Origin of the sequence: Streptomyces lienomycini, assembly GCF_027947595.1 — a bacterium.
Taxonomy (GTDB): domain Bacteria; phylum Actinomycetota; class Actinomycetes; order Streptomycetales; family Streptomycetaceae; genus Streptomyces; species Streptomyces lienomycini.
Genome location: NZ_CP116257.1, coordinates 5,944,493 through 5,962,596, shown reverse-complemented (window position 1 = coordinate 5,962,596; position 18,104 = coordinate 5,944,493). Strand labels below are relative to the sequence as shown.

Sequence of the window (18,104 nt, the reverse complement as noted above, 5' to 3'; positions counted from 1 at the left end):
CCCTCGCTTCGCCCGCAGGCGGGTACTCCCGGTACGCTCACCGCCGTGCCACACCCTGAACAGTCCCAAACCACCCAGAAGGGCCACCCCGTGACATACCCGGGACCGCCCCGGCCGGTGCGGATCTCCGCCACACCCCTCGCGGAACTCGCCGATCAGCTGGGTGCCACCGCTCCGGACGGCTCCGCCGGGGTCACCGGCATCACCCACGACTCGCGCGCCGTGCGCCCCGGTGACCTGTACGCCGCCCTCCCCGGAGCCCGCGCCCACGGCGCCGACTTCGTCACCCAGGCCGCGGGCCTCGGCGCCGCCGCCGTGCTGACCGACCCGGCCGGCGCGGAGCGCGTCGCCGCCACCGGACTGCCGGCGCTCGTCGTCGACGACCCCCGCGCGCGGATGGGTGAACTGGCGGCCACGATCTACGGCCACCCCGGCCGCGACCTCCTCCAGATCGGCATCACCGGCACCTCCGGCAAGACCACCACGGCCTACCTCGTCGAGGGCGGTCTGCGCACCGCGAAGTCCACCGGTCTGATCGGCACGGTCGAGATGCGCATCGGCGACGAGCGCATCAAGTCCGAGCGCACCACGCCCGAGGCCACCGACCTCCAGGCGCTGTTCGCGGTGATGCGCGAGCGCGGCACCGACGCGGTCGCCATGGAGGTCTCCAGCCACGCCCTGGTGCTCGGCCGCGTCGACGCCTGCGTCTTCGACATCGCGGTCTTCACCAACCTCAGCCCGGAGCACATGGAGTTCCACTCCGGCATGGAGGACTACTTCCAGGCCAAGGCGCAGCTCTTCACCCCGAAGCGCAGCAAACTCGGCGTGGTCAACGTCGACGACGAGTACGGGCGCCGCCTCGCCAACGAGGCCACCGTCCCGGTCGTCACCTACTCCGCCGAGGGCCACCCGGACGCCGACTGGCGTGCCGACGAGGTCGAGGTCGGTCCGCTGGACTCCACGTTCACCGTGCTCGGTCCCAAGGGTGAGCGGATTTCGGCCAAGTCGCCGCTGGCCGGGCCGTTCAACGTGGCCAACAGCCTCGCCGCGATCGTCGCCCTCGCCGCCGCCGGACTCGACCCGCAGAGCGCCGCCGACGGCGTCGCCGCCGTACCGGGCGTGCCGGGCCGGCTGGAGCGCGTGGACGAGGGCCAGCCCTACTTCGCGGTGGTCGACTACGCCCACAAGACCGACGCCGTCGAGTCCGTCCTGCGGGCCCTGCGCAAGGTCACCGAGGGCAGGCTGCACGCCGTGCTCGGCTGCGGCGGCGACCGGGACACCACCAAGCGGGAACCGATGGGCGCCGCCGTGGCCCGGTTCGCCGACACCGCCGTACTGACCTCCGACAACCCCCGCTCCGAGGACCCCCTCGCGATCCTCGCCACCATGCTCCAGGGCGCGGCGTCCGTGCCCGCGCACGAGCGCGGCGAGGTCCAGGTCTTCGAGGACCGGGCCGCCGCGATCGCCGCCGCCGTCGCCCGGGCCGAGCCCGGCGACACCGTGCTGGTGGCGGGCAAGGGCCACGAGCAGGGCCAGGACATCGCCGGTGTCGTCCGTCCCTTCGACGACCGCCAGGTGCTGCGCGAAGCCATCAAGAAGACCCAGGGATGAACTCCCGAACGATCCGAGGGACGAGATCCCGAACGATCCAGCCGATCCTGATCCTGATCCAGGGGACGAACTTGTGATCACCCTCTCACTCGCCGAGATCGCAGAAGTCGTCGGCGGGCGGATGCACGACATACCGGACGCGTCCGCCGAGGTCACCGGGCCGGTCGTCCGGGACTCCCGGGAAGCCGGGCCCGGCAGCCTCTTCGTCGCCTTCGTCGGCGAACGGGTCGACGGCCACGACTTCGCCGCGCAGGTCGTCGAAGCGGGAGCCGCGGCCGTCCTCGGCTCCCGCCCCGTCGGCGTGCCCGCGATCGTCGTGGACGACGTCCAGGCCGCCCTCGGCGCCCTCGCCCGGCACGTCGTACGCCGCCTCGGCACCACCCTCGTGGCCCTCACCGGATCCGCCGGCAAGACCAGCACCAAGGACCTGATCGCCCAGGTCCTGCGCCGCAAGGCGCCCACGGTGTTCACGCCCGGTTCCATGAACAACGAGGTCGGGCTGCCGCTCACCGCGCTCACCGCCACCGACGAGACGAGGTTCCTCGTCCTGGAGATGGGCGCCCGCGGCATCGGCCACATCCGGTACCTGTGCGAGCTGACGCCGCCGCGGATCGGCCTCGTCCTCAACGTCGGCTCCGCGCACATCGGCGAGTTCGGCGGCCGGGAGCAGATCGCCCGGGCCAAGGGCGAACTCGTCGAGGCGCTGCCGCCGGCCGAGGAGGGCGGCACCGCGGTCCTCAACGCGGACGACCCGCTCGTACGGGCCATGGCCTCCCGAACGAAGGCGAAGGTGATCCTTTTCGGAGAGTCCGACGAAGCGGACGTTCGCGCCGAGAACGTGCGACTCACGGACACCGGACAGCCTTCCTTCAGCCTTCACACACCCTCCGGTGCAAGCGATGTGACCATGCGCCTGTACGGTGAGCACCACGTGTCGAACGCGCTCGCCGCGGCCGCCGTCGCCCACGAGTTGGGCATGTCCGCAGACGAGATCGCCACCGCGCTCTCCGAGGCGGGCTCCCTCTCCCGCTGGCGGATGGAGGTCACCGAGCGCCCGGACGGCGTGACGGTCGTCAACGACGCCTACAACGCGAACCCCGAGTCCATGAAGGCAGCGCTGCGTGCGCTGGTCGCCATGGGAAAGGGGCGCCGTACGTGGGCGGTGCTCGGCAAGATGGCCGAGCTCGGGGACGAGGCGCTCGCCGAGCACGACGCGGTCGGGCGGCTCGCCGTCCGGCTCAACGTCAGCAAGCTCGTCGCGGTCGGGGGCAGGGAAGCCCGATGGCTGCAACTGGGCGCATATAACGAGGGTTCGTGGGGTGAGGAGTCGGTGCACGTGTCCGACGCACAGGCGGCGGTCGACCTGTTGCGCAGCGAGTTGCGCCCGGGGGACGTCGTGCTCGTGAAGGCGTCCCGTTCGGTGGGTCTGGAGAGCGTCGCCACGGCGCTGCTCGAGACCGGCGCCGAGGGTGAGGTTGCCGCCCGATGATGAAGCAGATCCTGTTCGCGGGAGTCATTGGCCTCTTCCTGACGCTGGTCGGCACCCCGCTGCTGATCAAGCTCCTGGCCCGCAAGGGCTACGGCCAGTACATCCGCGACGACGGACCGCGCGAGCACGCCAGCAAGCGCGGTACGCCGACCATGGGCGGCATCGCCTTCATCTTCGCCACGGTCGCCGCGTACTTCCTGGCCAAGGGCATCACCGGCTACCTGGACCCGGACATCGACGCGGGGCCGACCTTCTCCGGTCTGCTGGTGCTCGGCCTGATGGTGGGCATGGGCCTGGTCGGCTTCCTCGACGACTACATCAAGATCGTCAAGCGGCGTTCGCTGGGCCTGCGGGCCAGGGCGAAGATGATCGGCCAGCTGACCGTCGGCATCGCTTTCGCCGTGCTCGCGCTGCAGTTCGCGGACAACCGGGGCAACACCCCGGCGTCCACGAAGCTGTCGTTCATCACCGACTTCGGCTGGACCATCGGCCCGGTGCTGTTCGTGGTCTGGGCGCTGTTCATGATCCTCGCCATGTCGAACGGCGTGAACCTCACCGACGGCCTGGACGGCCTGGCCACCGGCGCCTCCGTCCTGGTCTTCGGCGCCTACACCTTCATCGGCGTCTGGCAGTTCCAGGAGTCCTGCGCCAACGCGCTGACCCTGACCAACCCGGGCGCCTGCTACGAGGTGAGAGACCCGCTCGACCTCGCGGTGGTCGCGTCCGCCCTGATGGGCTCCTGCCTCGGCTTCCTGTGGTGGAACACCTCGCCGGCCAAGATCTTCATGGGCGACACCGGTTCGCTCGCCCTCGGCGGTGTGCTCGCGGGTCTGGCGATCTGCTCGCGCACCGAACTGCTGATGGCCATCCTCGGCGGCCTGTTCGTCCTGATCACCATGTCGGTGGTCATCCAGGTCGGCTCCTTCCGCCTCACCGGCAAGCGGGTCTTCCGGATGGCGCCACTCCAGCACCACTTCGAACTCAAAGGCTGGTCCGAAGTCCTTGTCGTGGTCCGCTTCTGGATCATCCAGGGCATCTGCGTGATCGTCGGACTCGGCCTCTTCTACGCGGGATGGGCAGCGGACAAGTGACCTCCTCGGTGCCTTCGGAATTCACCGGCAAGCACGTCACCGTCGCCGGACTCGGCGTCTCCGGCGTCCCGGCGGCCAAGGTGCTGCACGGGCTCGGCGCGCACGTCACGGTCGTCAACGACGGCGACGACGAGCGCTCCCGCGCCCAGGCGGCGGAGCTGGAGGCGCTCGGCGTCTCCGTGCGCCTCGGCGACGGCGACACCCTGCCCGAAGGCACCGAGCTGATCGTCACGGCGCCCGGCTGGAAGCCCACCAAGCCCCTGTTCACGGCGGCCGAGCAGGCCGGCGTCCCGGTCTGGGGCGACGTGGAACTGGCCTGGCGCCTGCGCGGACCCGACTCCGCGCCGTGGCTGGCCGTCACCGGCACCAACGGCAAGACCACCACCGTCCAGATGCTCGCGTCGATCCTGAAGGCGGCCGGTCTGCGCACCGCCGCCGTCGGCAACATCGGCGTCTCCCTCCTGGACGCGGTCACCGGCGACACCGAGTACGACGTCCTCGCGGTGGAACTGTCCAGCTACCAGCTCCACTGGGCCCCCTCCCTGCGCGCCCACTCCGCCGCCGTGCTCAACCTCGCCCCCGACCACCTCGACTGGCACGGCTCCATGGAGGCCTACGCCGCCGACAAGGGCCGTATCTACGAGGGCAATCGCGTCGCGTGCGTCTACAACGTCGCCGACCGGGCCACCGAGGACCTGGTCCGTGCCGCCGACGTCGAGGACGGCTGCCGGGCCGTCGGCTTCACTCTCGGCACGCCCGGGCCCTCCCAACTCGGCGTCGTGGAGGGCCTCCTGGTCGACCGCGCCTTCGTCGAGGACCGGCAGAAGAACGCCCAGGAACTCGCCGAGGTCTCGGACGTCGACCCGCCGGCCCCGCACAACATCGCCAACGCCCTTGCCGCCGCCGGACTCGCCCGCGCCTTCGGCGTCTCCGCCGGCGCCGTCCGGGACGGGCTGCGCGCCTTCACCCCGGACGCCCACCGCATCGCGCACGTCGCCGACGTGGACGGCGTGGCCTACGTGGACGACTCCAAGGCCACCAACACCCACGCCACCGAGGCCTCCTTGGCGGCCTACGAGTCGATCGTGTGGATCGCCGGCGGACTGGCCAAGGGCGCCACCTTCGACGAACTGGTCACGGGCGCGGCGAAGCGGCTGCGGGGCGCCGTCCTCATCGGCGCCGACCGCGCACTGATCCGCGAAGCCCTGGCGCGACACGCCCCCGAAGTACCCGTCGTCGACCTCGACCGGACCGACACTGGTGCGATGCTCCAGGCCGTCCGGGAGGCCCGGCGACTCGCCCGGCCCGGAGACACGGTGCTGCTGGCCCCGGCCTGCGCTTCCATGGACATGTTCACCAACTACAACCAGCGCGGTGACGCGTTCGCGCAGGCCGTTCGCGAACTCGGCGCCTGACCCGGCCGCGCTCCCGCGCCGGGTGAACTCGGGAGGACGCGTGGGACGGTCCATGCCGACGTACAGCGGAGGCAGCGTTGCCCGGTAGCCCGCAGAGCCGCACCGGACGTCCGCCCGTACAGCGGGCCGTCAAGCGACCCACCACGCCGGGGCCGCCCCACGAGAACCCGGTGCTCCGCCTGTACCTGCGCCTGCGCCGCGCCTGGGACCGGCCGCTGACCGCCTACTACCTGATCTGCGGCGGCAGCGCGCTGATCACCGTGCTCGGCCTGGTGATGGTCTACTCGGCCTCCCAGATCACCGCGCTCCAGCTGTCGCTGCCCGGCTCGTACTTCTTCCGCAAGCAGGCGCTCGCGGCGCTCATCGGCGTCGGCCTCCTCGTCGCCGCCATGAAGATGCCGGTCAAACTGCACCGGGCGCTGGCCTACCCGATCCTCGCGGGTGCCGTCTTCCTGATGATCCTCGTGCAGGTGCCGGGGATAGGAGTCGCGGTCAACGGCAACCAGAACTGGATCGCGCTGGGCGGCTCCTTCCAGATCCAGCCCAGCGAGTTCGGCAAGCTCGCCCTGGTGCTGTGGGGCGCGGACCTGCTCGCCCGCAAGCAGGACAAGAAGCTGCTGGCGCAGTGGAAGCACATGCTGGTGCCGCTGGTGCCCGCCGCGTTCATGCTGCTCGGACTCATCATGATCGGCGGCGACATGGGCACCGCGATCATCCTGACGGCGGTCCTGTTCGGACTGCTGTGGCTGGCCGGCGCCCCCACCCGGCTCTTCGCGGGCGTACTGTCCATCGCCGTGCTGCTCGGCTTCATCCTCATCAAGACCAGCCCCAACCGCATGGCCCGCCTCAACTGCCTCGGCGCCACCGACCCCGGCCCCGGCGACTCCTGCTGGCAGGCCGTGCACGGCATCTACGCCCTGGCCTCCGGCGGACTGTTCGGTTCCGGACTCGGTGCCAGTGTGGAGAAATGGGGGCAACTCCCGGAAGCGCACACCGACTTCATCTTCGCCGTCACCGGTGAGGAACTGGGCCTGGCGGGGACGCTGTCGGTGCTCGCCCTCTTCGCGGCTCTAGGCTATGCGGGTATCCGCGTGGCCGGACGCACGGAGGACCCCTTCGTGAGGTATGCCGCGGGAGGCGTGACCACCTGGATCACGGCCCAGGCCGTGATCAACATCGGTGCGGTCCTCGGGCTGCTGCCGATCGCCGGTGTCCCCCTCCCGCTGTTCTCCTACGGGGGTTCCGCCCTGTTGCCGACCATGTTCGCCGTCGGTCTGCTGATCGCCTTCGCGCGTGACGAACCCGGTGCGCGGGCGGCGCTTGCGCTGCGGCAACCTCGCTTTGGTAGAAAGCGGGGAGCCAGGGGACCCGCGCCCAAGCGGAGCCCCCGGAGTTGGAACACGATGCGACGGCGTGCCTCGGCGGCGCGTTCGTCCGGAGAGCGGTGAATTTCGGTGCATGTCGTACTCGCCGGCGGAGGAACCGCGGGCCACATCGAGCCCGCGCTCGCCCTCGCGGACGCCCTGCGCAGGCAGGATCCCACCGTGGGGATCACGGCGCTGGGCACGGAACGCGGCCTCGAGACCCGCCTCGTACCCGAGCGCGGTTACGAGCTGGCGCTGATCCCGGCCGTACCGCTGCCACGCAAGCCCACCCCCGAGCTGATCACCGTCCCGGGCCGGCTGCGCGGCACCATCAAGGCGGCCGAGCAGATCCTGGAGCGCACCAAGGCGGACGCCGTGGCCGGTTTCGGCGGCTACGTGGCGCTGCCCGCCTACCTCGCGGCCAAGCGGCTCGGCGTGCCGATCGTCGTCCACGAGGCCAACGCCCGCCCCGGCCTGGCCAACAAGATCGGCTCGCGCTACGCCGCGCAGGTCGCCGTCTCCACCCCCGACAGCAAGCTGCGCGACTCCCGCTACATCGGCATCCCGCTGCGCCGCTCCATCGCCACGCTGGACCGCGCCGCCGCCCGTCCCGAGGCCCGCGCGCTGTTCGGGCTCGACCCCAACCTGCCGACGCTGCTGGTCACCGGCGGTTCGCAGGGCGCCCGCCGCCTCAACGAGGTGGTCCAGCAGGTCGCGCCCTGGCTCCAGCAGGCCGGCATCCAGATCCTGCACGCGGTCGGACCCAAGAACGAACTGCCGCAGGTCCACCAGATGCCGGGAATGCCCCCGTACATCCCGGTAAGTTATCTGGACCGGATGGACCTCGCGTACGCCGCCGCCGACATGATGCTCTGCCGCGCGGGCGCGATGACCGTCGCCGAACTCTCCGCCGTCGGGCTCCCGGCCGCCTACGTCCCGCTGCCCATCGGCAACGGCGAACAGCGGCTCAACGCCCAGCCGGTGGTCAAGGCCGGCGGCGGACTGCTGGTCGACGACGCGGAACTCACGCCCGAGTGGCTCCAGCAGAACGTCCTGCCCGTACTCGCCGACCCGCACCGGCTGTACGAGATGTCCCGCGCCGCCGCCGAGTTCGGCCGCCGGGACGCCGACGACCTCCTCGTCGGCATGGTGTACGAGGCGATCGCCGCCCGTGCGCGCCGCTAGACACGTCTGACGGAAGGCAGGGGAGCGTGGCCGGACCGACCACCGCCGAACGCGGTGCACGCCAGCAGGAGTCGTCCGGCCCGCCCCGGGCACGCCGGTTCCGCCCGCCGCGCCTTCGTACGATCATCATCCTCGCCGTCGCGCTCGTACTGGTCGCGGGCGGAACCGTCTGGGTGCTCTACGGCTCGGCCTGGACGCGCCTGGAAGACGTGTCCGTCTCCGGAACCCGGGTCCTGACGCCCGAGCAGGTGCGCGAGGCCGCCGACGTGCCCGTCGGGGACCCGCTGGTTTCCGTCGACACCGAGGCGGTCGAGGCCCGACTGCGCCGGAAACTGCCGCGCATTGACGAGGTCGACGTGGAGCGTTCCTGGCCGCACGGAATCGGGCTGAAAGTGACGGAGCGTACTCCCGTCCTGATTGTGCAAAAGGGCGGAAAGTTCGTGGAAGTGGACGATGAAGGCGTCCGTTTCGCCACGGTTTCCAAGGCCCCGAAAGGCGTGCCCGCGCTCGAATTGGAACCGGCTCGTTCCGGATCCGCCGCGGCGAGCCTGCGCCGCTTCGACGAGGACCGCCTGGTGCGCGAGGCGGTGCGGGTGGCAGGCCGGCTCCCGGACGAGGTGGCCCGGGACGCACGGCTCGTCAAGGTCCGTTCCTACGACGACATCTCGCTGGAGTTGAGCGGCGGGCGGACCGTCTCGTGGGGAAGCGGTGAACAGGGTGTGGACAAGGCGCGCGCGCTGACCGCGCTGATGAAAGCGACGCCCGACGCGCGGCACTTCGACGTGAGTGTTCCCACCGCCCCGGCGTCATCCGGGAGTTGACGGGTATACGTGCAGGCCAGCACCCTGGTTGGGCAGCGCTACGGCTGATCACATAGGGTGAAAAGAAAAACGGGAGGTTCGGCGTGTTCGTTGAACGTGCGCCACTTGTCGACTTAGTGTCCTGTTCGGAAGAGTCCAAGGAACAGACACACTGGTAACCCTAAACTTCAGCGTTAGGGTTCGGGTCGGCGCTACGGACCGTCCCAATCGGCATCAGTCGTCGGGTCGCGGGGGCATCAGTGCTTCGGCGGTCGGGCGACACGTAACTCGAGGCGAGAGGCCTTCGACGTGGCAGCACCGCAGAACTACCTCGCAGTCATCAAAGTCATCGGTGTCGGCGGCGGTGGTGTCAATGCCATCAACCGGATGATCGAGGTCGGTCTCAAGGGCGTCGAGTTCATCGCCATCAACACCGACGCGCAGGCGCTGTTGATGAGCGACGCCGACGTCAAGCTCGACGTCGGCCGCGAACTCACCCGCGGACTCGGCGCCGGAGCCAACCCGGCCGTCGGCCGCAAGGCCGCCGAGGACCACCGCGAGGAGATCGAGGAGGTCCTCAAGGGGGCCGACATGGTCTTCGTGACCGCCGGTGAGGGCGGCGGCACCGGCACCGGCGGCGCACCCGTCGTGGCCAACATCGCCCGCTCGCTGGGCGCCCTCACCATCGGCGTGGTCACCCGCCCGTTCACCTTCGAGGGACGGCGCCGGGCCAACCAGGCCGAGGACGGCATCGCGGAACTCCGCGAAGAGGTCGACACCCTCATCGTCATCCCCAACGACCGGCTGCTGTCCATCTCGGACCGCCAGGTCAGCGTGCTCGACGCGTTCAAGTCCGCCGACCAGGTGCTGCTGTCCGGTGTGCAGGGCATCACCGACCTCATCACCACCCCCGGCCTGATCAACCTGGACTTCGCCGACGTGAAGTCGGTCATGTCCGAGGCCGGTTCGGCGCTCATGGGTATCGGCTCGGCCCGCGGCGACGACCGCGCGGTGGCCGCGGCCGAGATGGCGATCTCCTCCCCGCTGCTCGAGGCGTCCATCGACGGCGCCCGCGGGGTCCTGCTCTCCATCTCCGGCGGCTCCGACCTCGGCCTGTTCGAGATCAACGAGGCCGCCCAACTGGTCAGCGAGGCCGCCCACCCCGAGGCCAACATCATCTTCGGCGCGGTCATCGACGACGCCCTCGGCGACGAGGTGCGGGTCACCGTGATCGCGGCCGGCTTCGACGGGGGCCAGCCGCCGTCCAAGCGGGACAACGTCCTCGGGTCGTCCTCGGCCAAGCGCGAGGAGCCCACCCCGGCCCGGCCGTCCGAGAGCCGGCCGTCCTTCGGCTCGCTCGGCAGCGTCAAGCCGAAGGAGGAGCCGGAGCAGGTGCCCGCGCCGGAGCCGGTCGTCGACCTCCCGCCGGTCTCCCCGCCGCCGGTCCCGCCGTCGCGGACCTACTCGGACAGCGCCGCCGAGGAACTGGACGTGCCGGACTTCCTGAAGTGATAGGACAGCGCGACACCGTGAACGGCGCGCACTTCGGCTTCACCGACCGGTGGGGCGGAGTGAGCGCCGTTCCGTACGAGGAGCTCAACCTCGGCGGCGCCGTCGGTGACGACCCCGGCGCCGTCACGGCCAACCGGGAGCTGGCGGCCAAGTCGCTGGGCGTCGACCCGGCCCGGGTGGTCTGGATGAACCAGGTGCACGGCGCCGACGTCGCCGTGGTCGACGCGCCCTGGGGGGAGCGGCCGGTCCCGCGGGTCGACGCCGTCGTCACCGCCGAACGCGGTCTCCCTCTCGCCGTCCTCACCGCCGACTGCGTGCCCGTCCTCCTCGCCGACCCGGTCGCAGGCGTCGCCGCCGCGGCCCACGCGGGCCGACCGGGACTGGTCGCCGGGGTCGTCCCCGCCGCTGTAGGGGCCATGACCGAACTCGGCGCGGACCCCGCCCGCATCGTCGCCCGCACCGGACCCGCCGTGTGCGGCCGGTGCTACGAGGTGCCCGAGGAGATGCGCGCCGAGGTGGCCGCCGTCGAGCCGGACGCGTACGCCGACACGAGTTGGGGCACGCCGGCTCTCGACGTGAGCGCCGGAGTGCACGCGCAACTCGAGCGCCTCGGGGTGCGCGACCGGGCGCAGTCGCCGGTGTGCACCCGGGAGTCGGCGGACCACTTCTCGTACCGACGCGACCGCACCACCGGGCGGCTCGCGGGCTATGTCTGGCTGGACTGATGGGGCATGACGGACCGTAAGCAGGAACTCGCCGCGAACCTGGCGACAGTGGAAGAGCGCATCACCGCCGCCTGCGCGGCGGCGGGCCGCCCCCGGGAGGAGGTGACCCTCATCGTGGTCACCAAGACCTACCCCGCGGACGATGTGCGCATTCTCTCGGAACTCGGGGTCCGCCACGTCGCGGAGAACCGCGACCAGGACGCGGCCCCCAAAGCCGCGGCATGCTCGGATCTGCCGCTTTCGTGGCATTTCGTCGGCCAGTTGCAGACCAACAAAGTGCGATCCGTGGTGGGTTACGCGGATGTCGTGCAGTCCGTCGACCGGGCCAGACTCGTCACCGCCCTGTCCAGGGAGGCCGTACGGGCCGGCCGCGAGGTGGGCTGCCTCCTCCAGGTCGCGCTCGACGCGGGAGAGGGCGGACGGGGGGAGCGGGGCGGTGTCGCACCCGCCGGAATCGAAGAGTTGGCCGACCTGGTCGCCGGATCGGACGGGCTGCGGTTCGACGGCCTGATGACCGTCGCGCCGCTCACCGGCGAGTACGCGGGACACCAACGGGCGGCGTTCGAGCACCTCATGGAATGGTCGACCCGCGTGCGCCGGACCCATCCGGCTGCGAACATGGTCTCCGCGGGGATGAGTGCGGACCTCGAACAGGCCGTGGCCGCCGGAGCGACACATGTACGCGTCGGCACTGCGGTACTCGGAGTCCGTCCCGTGCTCGGGTAACGTCGCCAAGAAGTCGGACCACAGCAGAAAATATGGTCATTACCGCCGAAAGGCGGACGCAACGACCTCGTGGATCGCAGGCACTTGGAGTCGTCAGCAGATCCACCACAGAGCGGAGGACTCAGAGCATGGCCGGCGCGATGCGCAAGATGGCGGTCTACCTCGGCCTCGTGGAGGACGATGGGTACGACGGCCGGGGGTTCGACCCCGACGACGACTTCGAACCCGAACTCGACCCCGAGCCCGAGCGGGACCACCGGCGCCACGAGCCGGTGCACCAGCCGCACGGCTCGCATCAGCCCCAAAGGGACGAAGAGGTACGAGTCGTACAACCGCCCGCGCAGCGCGAGCCGGTGCCCCGTTCCGCTTCGCTGGGGGCGGAATCGGGTCGCCCGGCGCGTATCGCGCCCGTGGCGTCCATCACACAAGAACGCGCAAGCCTGGAAAAGAGCGCACCGGTCATCATGCCCAAGGTCGTGTCCGAACGAGAGCCCTACCGGATCACCACACTTCACCCCCGGACCTACAACGAGGCCCGTACCATCGGGGAACACTTCCGTGAGGGCACGCCGGTGATCATGAATCTCACTGAGATGGATGACACAGATGCGAAGCGACTTGTCGACTTTGCGGCCGGTTTGGTGTTTGGTCTTCACGGCAGTATCGAGCGGGTGACGCAGAAGGTGTTCCTGCTGTCTCCTGCTAACGTCGATGTCACGGCGGAGGACAAGGCCCGCATCGCAGAGGGCGGGTTCTTCAACCAGAGCTGAGACGCACAACCGGTACAGAGCAAGAACCCGGGCCCGAGTCAGGGTCCGAGAGATGGTTCAGGGGAGAGGGAAGCACAGGTCATGAGCGTGGTCCTGGATGTCGTCTACATCGCGCTGATGTGCTTCCTCATCGTGCTCATCTTCCGGTTGGTCATGGACTACGTCTTCCAGTTCGCCCGCTCGTGGCAACCCGGCAAGGCGATGGTGGTCGTTCTTGAGGCCACCTACACTGTCACCGATCCACCGTTGAAGCTTCTGCGGCGGTTCATCCCGCCGCTGCGTCTCGGGGGCGTGGCGCTCGACCTGTCCTTCTTCGTACTGATGATCATCGTCTACATCCTGATCTCGATCGTGAGCCGGCTGTGATCGATGAGAGAGATACGGGCTTGCCGAATGCCGACGACAACGTTGAGGTGAAGAGATGCCGTTGACCCCCGAGGACGTGCGGAACAAGCAGTTCACGACCGTCCGCCTCCGAGAAGGCTATGACGAGGACGAGGTCGATGCCTTCCTCGACGAGGTCGAAGCCGAACTGACCCGACTGCTCCGCGAGAACGAGGACCTGCGCGCCAAGCTGGCCGCGGCGACGCGCGCGGCCGCGCAGAACCAGCAGAACATGCGCAAGCCTCCGGAACCGCCGCAGGATCAGCAGCCACCGCACCAGCAGGGACAGCCGCCGCACCAGCAGGGGCACCCGCAGCAGGGCGGGATGCCACAGCAGGGCGGGATGCCGCAGCAGGGCATGCGAGGTCCCGGCGCTCCGGTGCCCGCCGGCATATCGGGCCCGCCGCAGCAGCAGATGGGTGGCCCCATGGGTGGTCCGCCCCAGCTGCCGAGCGGTGCCCCGCAGCTGCCCGCCGGCCCCGGCGGACAGGGTGGCCCGCAGGGTCCCGGCCCGATGGGTCAGGGTCCGGGGCCGATGGGCCAGGGCCCGGGTCCGATGCAGGGCCAGATGGGTCCCGGTCCGATGGGCGGCCCCATGGGCGGCCCGCAGGGTCCCGGCGGCCCCGGTGGTCCCGGCATGCCCGGTCAGGGAGGCCCCGGTGGCGACAGCGCCGCCCGCGTGCTCTCGCTGGCCCAGCAGACCGCGGACCAGGCGATCGCCGAGGCGCGTTCCGAGGCCAACAAGATCGTCGGCGAGGCGCGTTCGCGTGCCGAGGGTCTGGAGCGGGACGCCCGTGCCAAGGCGGACGCCCTGGAGCGGGACGCGCAGGAGAAGCACCGCGTCGCGATGGGCTCCCTGGAGTCCGCCCGCGCCACGCTGGAGCGCAAGGTCGAGGACCTGCGCGGCTTCGAGCGCGAGTACCGCACGCGGCTGAAGTCCTACCTGGAGTCGCAGCTGCGCCAGTTGGAGACCCAGGCCGACGACTCGCTCGCCCCGCCGCGTACCCCCGCGACGGCCTCTCTGCCGCCGTCCCCGGCGCCCTCGATGGCACCGGCCGGCGCGAGTGCCCCGTCCTACGGCGGCAACCAGTCGATGGGCAGCGGTCCGGGCCAGTCCGGTCCGTCCTACGGCGGGCAGCAGCAGATGTCGCCCGCGATGACCCAGCCGATGGCACCGGTGCGGCCGCAGGGGCCGTCGCCGATGGGGCAGGCGCCTTCGCCGATGCGTGGGTTCCTGATCGACGAGGACGACAACTGATCTGTAGTACGGCGTAGCCTTCGGCAGCGTTCAGGGCGGGCCCCGGGTTTCTGAACCCGGGGCCCGCCCTTGTGTCGTGCGGGGTGCTGGTGCTGGTGCTGGTGCTGGGCGGGGTCTCGCTGTCCGCGGCGGCTGCGGCAGAGGGCCCGCATCTCCTGGATGCGGGCCCTCGTCGCTCTCCTTCGGTTACTGCTTGCGCAGGCGGAACACCAGGGACAGGCCCTCGTCCGTGAACGGCGCCCCGTACGTGTCGTCCGCCTCGCCCTGGGCGAAGTCCGTCGCCAGGACCTCGTCGGCGATCAGGCCGCGGTGGTCGGTCAGGGCGGCGATCGTCGCCGGGTCCGTGGCCGTCCAGCGCAGGGCGATGCGGTCGGCGACGTCGAGGCCGCTGTTCTTGCGGGCCTCCTGGATCAGCCGGATCGCGTCCCGGGCGAGGCCCGCACGGCGCAGCTCCTCCGTGAGCTCCAGGTCGAGCGCCACCGTCGCGCCCGAGTCGGAGGCGACCGACCAGCCCTCGCGCGGCGTCTCCGTGATGATCACCTCGTCCGGGGCGAGGGTGATGGTCTCGCCGTCGACCTCCACCGACGCCGTGCCCTCGCGCAGCGCGAGGGACAGCGCGGCGGCGTCCGCGCCCGAGACCGCCCTGGCCACGTCCTGGACGCGCTTGCCGAACCGCTTGCCCAGCGCCCGGAAGTTGGCCTTCGCGGTCGTGTCGACCAGGGAGCCGCCGACCTCGCTCAGCGACGCGAGGGACTCGACGTTCAGCTCCTCCGTGATCTGCGCGTGCAGCTCGGGGCTGAGCGTCCCGAAGCCCGCCACCGCGATCAGGGCGCGGCTGAGCGGCTGGCGGGTCTTGACACCCGACTCCGCGCGCGTGGCCCGGCCCAGCTCGACCAGGCGGCGGACCAGGACCATCTGCTTCGACAGCTCCGGGTCGATCGCCGTGAGGTCGGCCTCGGGCCACGACGACAGGTGGACCGACTCCGGGGCACCCGGGGTGACCGGAGCGACCAGGTCCTGCCAGACCCGCTCGGTGATGAACGGGGTCAGCGGCGCCATCAGTTTGGTGACCGTCTCGACGACCTCGTGCAGGGTGCGCAGCGCGGCCTTGTCGCCCTGCCAGAAGCGGCGGCGGGAACGGCGTACGTACCAGTTGGACAGGTCGTCGACGAACGCGGACAGCAGCTTGCCGGCGCGCTGGGTGTCGTACGCGTCCAACGCCTGGGTGACCTGGTCGGTCAGCGCGTGCAGCTCGGAGAGCAGCCAGCGGTCCAGGACCGGGCGGTCGGCCGGGGCCGGGTCGGCCTCGCTGGGGGCCCAGCCCGTGGTGCGGGCGTACAGGGCCTGGAAGGCGACCGTGTTCCAGTATGTGAGGAGCGTCTTGCGGACGACCTCCTGGATGGTGCCGTGGCCCACCCGGCGGGCCGCCCAGGGGGAGCCGCCGGCCGCCATGAACCAGCGGACCGCGTCGGCGCCGTGCTGGTCCATCAGCGGGATCGGCTGGAGGATGTTGCCCAGGTGCTTGGACATCTTGCGGCCGTCCTCGGCGAGGATGTGGCCGAGGCAGACCACGTTCTCGTAGGACGACTTGTCGAAGACCAGGGTGCCGATCGCCATCAGCGTGTAGAACCAGCCGCGGGTCTGGTCGATGGCCTCGGAGATGAACTGCGCCGGGTAACGGCTCTCGAACAGCTCCTTGTTCTTGTACGGGTAGCCCCACTGCGCGAACGGCATCGAACCCGAGTCGTACCAGGCGTCGATGACCTCCGGCACGCGCACCGCTTCGAGGGAGCAGCCCTCGTGGGTGCAGGTGAAGGTGACGTCGTCGATGAACGGGCGGTGCGGGTCCAGGGCCGACTGGTCGGTGCCGGTCAGCTCGGTCAGCTCCGCGCGGGAGCCGACGACCGTGAGGTGGTCCTCCTCGCAGCGCCAGATCGGCAGCGGGGTGCCCCAGTAGCGGTTGCGGGAGAGCGCCCAGTCGATGTTGTTGTTCAGCCAGTCGCCGTACCGGCCGTGCTTGACCGCGTCCGGGTACCAGTTGGTCTTCTCGTTCTCCTGGAGGAGACGGTCCTTGATCGCGGTGGTGCGGATGTACCAGGACGGCTGCGCGTAGTAGAGCAGCGCGGTGTGGCAGCGCCAGCAGTGCGGGTAGCTGTGCTCGTACGGGATGTGCTTGAACAGCAGGCCCCGGGCGTCCAGGTCCTCGGTCAGCTTCTCGTCGGCCTTCTTGAAGAAGACGCCGCCGACCAGCGGGACGTCCTCCTCGAAGGTGCCGTCGGGGCGGACCGGGTTGACCACGGGCAGGCCGTAGGCCCGGCAGACCTTGAGGTCGTCCTCGCCGAAGGCGGGGGACTGGTGGACGAGGCCGGTGCCGTCCTCGGTGGTGACGTAGTCCGCGTTCACCACGTAGTGCGCGGGCTCGGGGAACTCGACCAGCTCGAAGGGGCGCTGGTACGTCCAGCGCTCCATCTCGGCGCCGGTGAAGGACTGCCCGGTGGTCTCCCAGCCCTCGCCGAGGGCCTTGGCGACCAGGGGCTCGGCGACGACCAGCCTCTCCTCGCCGTTCGTGACGACGACGTAGGTGACGTCGGGGTGCGCGGCGACCGCGGTGTTGGAGACCAGGGTCCACGGGGTCGTCGTCCAGACCACCAGCGCGGCCTCGCCGGCCAGCGGGCCGGAGGTCAGCGGGAAGCGGACGTAGACGGACGGGTCGACGACCGTCTCGTAGCCCTGGGCCAGCTCGTGGTCGGACAGGCCGGTGCCGCAGCGGGGGCACCAGGGGGCGACGCGGTGGTCCTGGACCAGCAGGCCCTTGCCGAAGATCTCCTTCAGCGACCACCACACGGACTCGATGTACTCGGGGTCCATCGTGCGGTACGGGTCCTGGAGGTCGGCCCAGTAGCCCATCCGGGTCGTGAGCTCTTCGAAGGCGTCGGTGTGGCGGGTCACCGACTCGCGGCACTTGGCGTTGAACTCCGCGATGCCGTACGCCTCGATGTCCTGCTTGCCGGAGAAGCCCAGCTCCTTCTCCACCGCCAGCTCCACCGGGAGCCCGTGGCAGTCCCAGCCGGCCTTGCGGCCCACGTGGTAGCCGCGCATCGTGCGGAAGCGGGGGAAGACGTCCTTGAAGACGCGCGCCTCGATGTGGTGCGCGCCGGGCATGCCGTTGGCGGTGGGCGGGCCCTCGTAGAACACCCACTCCGGGCGGCCCTCGGACTGCTCCAGGCTCTTGGCGAAGATCTTCTGCTCGCGCCAGAAGTCGAGCACCGCGTGTTCGAGCGCGGGCAGGTCGACCTGGGCGGGTACCTGGCGGTACTGAGGCGTTGTCATCAGCGAGCTTCCTCCGGCGGACGTGCTGCCTTCCGTCGGAGGGACGAGAGCCGTGCTCCCGCGGTACCACCCTCCTTGGCCCGGCCGGTGCGTCGTGTGCTCCGGCGAGCCCCCTCATTGGGGTCGCGAGCCGGCTCTACTCGCCGCGGCTGTCCTGCCACGGCTTTCTTCCGGCGGCTCCGGGGTGATCTTCACGTCGCGCTCGCCCCCGGGCTCACACCGTCCCCGGGTCGCTCTGGGCTGCTGACGCCGCTACTCGTCCCCATCCACGCCTTTCGCTGCGCCCAGTGTACGGCGCCGCGCGGACGGCGGCCGACCGGTTTTCGCGCCGGGAGGGGAGCGGGCGTGCCACGGCCTCCGTACGGCCCGGCCTGACCCGAATGCCGCCGTCCGGGGTGCGGCGCGCGGGCGGCCCGGTCGGGAGCCGCTGCGGCGGATTACCGG

The 18,104-nt window shown here is 70.7% G+C and carries 14 protein-coding genes; 13 read left to right on the top strand and 1 reads right to left on the bottom strand.

Annotated features, from left to right (window positions below):
• Nucleotides 1–90: 90 nt before the first annotated feature.
• The 13 genes from BJ961_RS27195 to divIVA all read left to right on the top strand — a co-directional run bounded on the left by BJ961_RS27195 (nt 91) and on the right by divIVA (nt 14,330).
• Complete coding sequence (locus BJ961_RS27195) at nt 91–1,611, top strand: UDP-N-acetylmuramoyl-L-alanyl-D-glutamate--2,6-diaminopimelate ligase (RefSeq protein WP_271415424.1); 1,521 nt, start codon at nt 91–93, stop codon at nt 1,609–1,611.
• Between the two features lie 73 nt (nt 1,612–1,684).
• Nucleotides 1,685–3,100: a UDP-N-acetylmuramoyl-tripeptide--D-alanyl-D-alanine ligase gene (locus BJ961_RS27190; RefSeq protein ID WP_271415423.1), complete on the top strand. Its 1,416-nt coding sequence runs from the start codon at nt 1,685–1,687 to the stop codon at nt 3,098–3,100.
• Complete coding sequence (gene mraY, locus BJ961_RS27185) at nt 3,100–4,191, top strand: phospho-N-acetylmuramoyl-pentapeptide-transferase (RefSeq protein WP_271417180.1); 1,092 nt, start codon at nt 3,100–3,102, stop codon at nt 4,189–4,191. Before BJ961_RS27190 ends, mraY begins: the two co-directional genes overlap by 1 nt.
• Before the next feature lie 8 nt (nt 4,192–4,199).
• A complete protein-coding gene (gene murD, locus BJ961_RS27180; protein WP_271415422.1) occupies nt 4,200–5,606 on the top strand; it encodes a UDP-N-acetylmuramoyl-L-alanine--D-glutamate ligase in 1,407 nt (468 codons plus the stop codon).
• 77 nt (nt 5,607–5,683) lie between these two features.
• Nucleotides 5,684–7,054 carry a putative lipid II flippase FtsW gene (gene ftsW, locus BJ961_RS27175; RefSeq protein ID WP_271415421.1) on the top strand — a complete coding sequence of 457 codons (1,371 nt, stop codon included), beginning with the start codon at nt 5,684–5,686 and terminating at the stop codon, nt 7,052–7,054.
• A 6-nt stretch (nt 7,055–7,060) separates the two neighbouring features.
• The gene (gene murG / locus BJ961_RS27170; protein ID WP_271415420.1) at nt 7,061–8,155 is read left to right on the top strand and encodes an undecaprenyldiphospho-muramoylpentapeptide beta-N-acetylglucosaminyltransferase; all 1,095 of its coding nucleotides are present in this window, start codon (nt 7,061–7,063) and stop codon (nt 8,153–8,155) included.
• Between the two features lie 26 nt (nt 8,156–8,181).
• The gene (gene ftsQ / locus BJ961_RS27165) at nt 8,182–8,976 is read left to right on the top strand and encodes a cell division protein FtsQ (protein WP_271415419.1); all 795 of its coding nucleotides are present in this window, start codon (nt 8,182–8,184) and stop codon (nt 8,974–8,976) included.
• A 288-nt stretch (nt 8,977–9,264) separates the two neighbouring features.
• Nucleotides 9,265–10,467: a cell division protein FtsZ gene (gene ftsZ, locus BJ961_RS27160; RefSeq protein WP_271415418.1), complete on the top strand. Its 1,203-nt coding sequence runs from the start codon at nt 9,265–9,267 to the stop codon at nt 10,465–10,467.
• Nucleotides 10,464–11,192 carry a peptidoglycan editing factor PgeF gene (pgeF, locus tag BJ961_RS27155; RefSeq protein WP_271415417.1) on the top strand — a complete coding sequence of 243 codons (729 nt, stop codon included), beginning with the start codon at nt 10,464–10,466 and terminating at the stop codon, nt 11,190–11,192. The genes ftsZ and pgeF overlap by 4 nt, the downstream gene beginning before the upstream one ends.
• Nucleotides 11,193–11,198: 6 nt before the next feature.
• The gene (locus tag BJ961_RS27150) at nt 11,199–11,918 is read left to right on the top strand and encodes a YggS family pyridoxal phosphate-dependent enzyme (protein WP_271415416.1); all 720 of its coding nucleotides are present in this window, start codon (nt 11,199–11,201) and stop codon (nt 11,916–11,918) included.
• Between the two features lie 128 nt (nt 11,919–12,046).
• Complete coding sequence (sepF, locus tag BJ961_RS27145; protein ID WP_271415415.1) at nt 12,047–12,688, top strand: cell division protein SepF; 642 nt, start codon at nt 12,047–12,049, stop codon at nt 12,686–12,688.
• 81 nt (nt 12,689–12,769) lie between these two features.
• Entirely contained in the window at nt 12,770–13,054 is a 285-nt protein-coding gene (locus BJ961_RS27140; RefSeq protein ID WP_007448661.1) for a YggT family protein, read from the top strand.
• A gap of 55 nt (nt 13,055–13,109) precedes the next feature.
• The gene (gene divIVA / locus BJ961_RS27135; protein ID WP_271415414.1) at nt 13,110–14,330 is read left to right on the top strand and encodes an apical growth/hyphal branching protein DivIVA; all 1,221 of its coding nucleotides are present in this window, start codon (nt 13,110–13,112) and stop codon (nt 14,328–14,330) included.
• A gap of 186 nt (nt 14,331–14,516) precedes the next feature.
• Here the strand turns inward: divIVA and ileS are convergent, their stop codons facing one another.
• The gene (ileS, locus tag BJ961_RS27130; protein ID WP_271415413.1) at nt 14,517–17,660 is read right to left on the bottom strand and encodes an isoleucine--tRNA ligase; all 3,144 of its coding nucleotides are present in this window, start codon (nt 17,658–17,660) and stop codon (nt 14,517–14,519) included.
• Nucleotides 17,661–18,104: the final 444 nt, after the last annotated feature.

Excerpts from the sequence above, each read along its gene's own strand:
- mraY (WP_271417180.1), top strand. The coding sequence starts at position 3,100 with ATGAAGCAGATCCTGTTCGCGGGAGTCATTGGCCTCTTCCTGACGCTG.
- BJ961_RS27150 (WP_271415416.1), top strand. The coding sequence starts at position 11,199 with ATGACGGACCGTAAGCAGGAACTCGCCGCGAACCTGGCGACAGTGGAA.
- sepF (WP_271415415.1), top strand. The coding sequence starts at position 12,047 with ATGGCCGGCGCGATGCGCAAGATGGCGGTCTACCTCGGCCTCGTGGAG.
- BJ961_RS27140 (WP_007448661.1), top strand. The coding sequence starts at position 12,770 with ATGAGCGTGGTCCTGGATGTCGTCTACATCGCGCTGATGTGCTTCCTC.
- divIVA (WP_271415414.1), top strand. The coding sequence starts at position 13,110 with ATGCCGTTGACCCCCGAGGACGTGCGGAACAAGCAGTTCACGACCGTC.
- ileS (WP_271415413.1), bottom strand. The coding sequence starts at position 17,660 with ATGACAACGCCTCAGTACCGCCAGGTACCCGCCCAGGTCGACCTGCCC.